At 67.5% G+C, this 3,564-nt stretch carries 4 protein-coding genes; 2 read left to right on the top strand and 2 right to left on the bottom strand.

The features are described 5' to 3' along the window. Positions 1-293: 293 nt before the first annotated feature. Positions 294-515: an FCD domain-containing protein gene (locus tag ABD993_RS17185; RefSeq protein WP_345418929.1), complete on the bottom strand. Its 222-nt coding sequence runs from the start codon at positions 513-515 to the stop codon at positions 294-296. 196 nt (positions 516-711) lie between these two features. Between ABD993_RS17185 and ABD993_RS17180 the strand changes: the two genes are divergently transcribed. After that, entirely contained in the window at positions 712-1,305 is a 594-nt protein-coding gene (locus tag ABD993_RS17180; RefSeq protein WP_345418926.1) for a helix-turn-helix transcriptional regulator, read from the top strand. A gap of 217 nt (positions 1,306-1,522) precedes the next feature. Then, complete coding sequence (locus ABD993_RS17175; RefSeq protein ID WP_345418923.1) at positions 1,523-2,878, top strand: MFS transporter; 1,356 nt, start codon at positions 1,523-1,525, stop codon at positions 2,876-2,878. A gap of 223 nt (positions 2,879-3,101) precedes the next feature. Here the strand turns inward: ABD993_RS17175 and ABD993_RS17170 are convergent, their stop codons facing one another. After that, positions 3,102-3,260, bottom strand: a complete 159-nt coding sequence (locus ABD993_RS17170; RefSeq protein WP_345418920.1) for a hypothetical protein — start codon at positions 3,258-3,260, stop codon at positions 3,102-3,104. Positions 3,261-3,564: the final 304 nt, after the last annotated feature.

Genomic DNA, 3,564 nt, shown 5'->3' with positions numbered 1-3,564 from the left:
GCCCGTCGGGCCTGATCTCCTCACCGACGTGTCCGTGAAGCGGGGTCAATATCAAGGTGTCCGGCCTCAGGGGCCAAGCTCACCCCCGACTGCGGGCCGGGTGCTGTGGCGGCACCTGAGCGGCCGCTCGTTTCGGAGAACCAGAGCGGCCGCGTCGCCGCGTCGGCCGCGTCTCGGCAGGCTGCGTGTTCTGAGTCGAGGCGACCACCAGTTCAGCACAGCCGCCGAGGACCACGTCAGATGGCTCGCTGCGCGGGCGTCGACTCCAGACGCTTCTCCCTGCCTGAACGACGTCAACGCGACTGCAGCGAGCGCCGGAGACTCTCCTTCACGTTGGTCAGATGGGTCCGGACCGCAACCTCGGCGCGGTCCGGGTCCCCGGCGCGGACGGCGGCGACGATCTCCCGGTGCTCTGCGAGAGACTGTCGCATCCGGTCGGGCAGCTGAACGGTTCGGACCCGCGTCTGGGCGCTCAGGCTCTCCACCAACAGATCGGGGCCGGACACGAGGAGCATGGCGCCACTATGACCGGGCCCTCAGCGTCGCGAATACATCCGGACCGTACACGTGTCCTGGCTCCTGTCCCGTAGTCGTGGCAGGTTGCCACGACCCGGCGACCGGTCGGATCGACTAAACTTCGCTCGGTCAAGGGTGTAGTGACTGCTGGAGTAGTGACTGCGCTGTACAGTATGACTAGCGCAAGGTGGCCGGATGTCACTGAGGCATGCGTTGTTGGGTGTCCTGTCGATGCGGGAGATGTCCGGTTACGACATCAAGAGGCACTTCGATCGAGCTGTGCACTTCGTGTGGAACGCGTCGGACAGCCAGATCTATCGTGAGCTCCGGCAGATGGAGCGGGGCGAGCTGATCGTGTCCCGGGTGGTCCCGCAAGAGGGCAAGCCCAACAAGCGGCTCTACCAGCTCACCGACGCCGGTGTCACCGAGCTCGACCATTGGTTGGCGTCCCCCGTCGAGCGGCCGTACAGCAAGGAACCCTTTCTCCTGCGGCTGTTCTTCCTGTCCAGAGTGTCGTACGAGGACGCGCGCAAGCTCCTGGAGGCCCGGCTGGGCGAAGTCGAGTCGTTGTTGGACGTCGCGGCCGAGCGGCTGCAGATCTTCTCGGACCCCACGCGCAGCGGCCGGCCGGAGGCGCTGTGGTGGCAGACGCGGCTGATCGAGGGCATGCGCCGGGTGCAGTCGGCCGAGGGGGCCTGGCTCCGCGAACTGATCCGGGATCTGGATACGAGTCAGAGGAACGAGGCCGGCGAGCCGGGAGCTCGGGGCGAAGGTGGACAGGGCTCGTAGACGGGCCTGGCGTCTGCCAGTATTGGTCTATACGAGTGACGAACTCTGTCGTTAACTGACTCTAGCGCTACTCCGGCATTGCTGGCATGCTCTTCGCGATCCGACGTAACCAGTCTTCCGTGTCGGACGGGACAAGCGGATGGCGATCATCCAACTCGACGAGGAGTGTCCTATGACTGTTGACGATGGCCCGAACCCCTCAGGGAGTGCCTCGGGAGTGTCGACGACGCCCGACGGCTCGTCCGATCGGCCGGTGCTCGACGCCCGGTCGATCCGCAAGATCGCGGGCCTCAGTCTCGTCGGCGCCAGCGTGGAGTGGTTCGACTTCTTCCTCTTCGGCACCGCCGCCGCCCTCGTGTTCCCAAAGCTCTTCTTCCCGGCGACGACGGATCCGTTCGTTGCGATCCTGTCGTCGTTCGCGGTGCTCGGGGTCGGTTTCCTGGCGCGGCCGCTCGGCGGGATCGTGTGGGGTCATCTCGGCGATCGGGTCGGTCGGAAGGCCGCGTTCCTCGGAGCGCTGTTCACGATGGCCACGGCGAGCGTGCTGATCGGCCTGCTGCCCACGTACGACGCGATCGGGGTCGCCGCCCCGATCCTGCTCACCGTCCTTCGGTTCGTGCAGGGGTTGGCGGTCGGTGGTCAGTGGGGCGGCGCGGTCCTGCTCGCCACCGAGTTCGCGCCGAAGGAGAAGCGGGGGTACTACGGCAGCTACGCCCAGGTCGGAGTGCCCATCGGGGTGCTGCTCGGAGTGGTCGCGTTCTTCCTCCTGGGGATGAGCATGGCCCCGGCCTCGTTCGCCTCCTGGGGATGGCGGGTTCCGTTCGTGCTGAGCATCGTCCTGGTCGCCGTCGCGATCTACGCCAAGAAGCGGCTCGACGACACCCCCGCGTTCCGTCGACTGCAGACCCTCGCCGCGCAGGCCCCGCAGACGGGCCGCTCGCCGGTCCTCGAGGTGGTTCGCCGGCACTGGCGCCGGGTCACGTTGGCCGGTGGTGCCTTCGCCATCATCAACACCGGCTTCTACATCTACTCGACGTTCATGCTGGCCTATGCCACCAAGACCGCGGGGGCCTCGCAGGCGGCGGTGCTGATCGCACTGGCGATCGGTGCCGTGGTGATGATCCCGCTGACCCTGTGGTCGGCGAAGGTCTCGGACCGGGTCGGCCGCCGCCGTATGTACCTGGTCGGGACCGTGATCACGTTGCTCTGGGCCTTCCCGCTGTTCTGGCTCGTCGACATGGCCACCGTCTGGAGCCTGAGCATCGCGCTGTCGGTCGCGCTGGGGGCGCTGGCTGTCATGTACGGCCCGCTGGCGGCCTTCTTCGCGGAGATGTTCCCGGCATCGGTGCGGTACAGCGGTGCCTCGCTGGCCTACCAGGTCGGGGCGCTCGTCGGTGGGGCGGTGGCCCCGCTGCTGGCCGTCTACCTGCAGAAGGAAACGGGCGGCACCGCGGCGGTGTCCGTGTACATCATGGTGATGGCCGTCGTCGCGATCGCCTGCACACTGGCACTGTCCGAGACCCGGCACAACAGCCTGGACCCGGACGCCGCGGGCCGAACGACCGCCGGATAGGTCCCCGGCCGCTCGTCACCTCCCGCAGGCGGGCGCAGCTCGGCGCCGCGCCCGCCTCGGATAACAACGTCGGCAGCTAGTGTCATGAGCAGTGATTTGCCGCGGGACCGAGGTGGCTCGATGAAGATCGACACGTTCCTCGCCGACGGGAGCGCGCTCGCGCCCGCGCAGGGAATCGGCTTCGACGCGGTGTTGAGGTTCCCCCGCCGGCTCGGAGTGCTGGTTAGCTGACCGGGGCCGGGTCGGCCCCGTCGGCGGGTGATGCGGGTTGATCGTCCAGGACGGTCTGCTGGGCGCGCCAGGTGGCCTCGTACTCTCGGGTGAGAGCCAGCCCCAGGCGGGCCTGGATGCGTTCGGTGTTGTACCCCGCTCGGTGCGCCACCAGTGGCGGTGTCGCCCGGGCGGCCGACAGATCAACGCCAGGGCACCGAGAGGCCCAGTCGTAAGCACGGGTCAGACCGACCGGGCGACGAACACCAGTCTCACAGTCGCGGCAGTCACGTCCGACGTCGAATTGGTCGGACCCGATGAAGGCTACGGTCACGTGAACATTCAAACATTCCTGTGGCGGAGGATCGCGAATGCAAGGCTGTCATGGATGACTACGATCCCAGCTCGGCCGTGGGTACGCGGTAGGTCTCCCTGGCGGTGGCCCCCGCGATGGCTGAGATGACTGCACAAATCGC

This window comes from Pseudonocardia xishanensis (genome assembly GCF_039541715.1).
GTDB classification, from domain to species: domain Bacteria; phylum Actinomycetota; class Actinomycetes; order Mycobacteriales; family Pseudonocardiaceae; genus Pseudonocardia; species Pseudonocardia xishanensis.
This window is presented reverse-complemented; position numbering and strand designations above follow the sequence as displayed.

Coding starts and splice junctions, on each gene's coding strand:
- ABD993_RS17180 (WP_345418926.1), top strand. CDS start 712: ATGTCACTGAGGCATGCGTTGTTGGGTGTCCTGTCGATGCGGGAGATG.
- ABD993_RS17185 (WP_345418929.1), bottom strand. CDS start 515: ATGCTCCTCGTGTCCGGCCCCGATCTGTTGGTGGAGAGCCTGAGCGCC.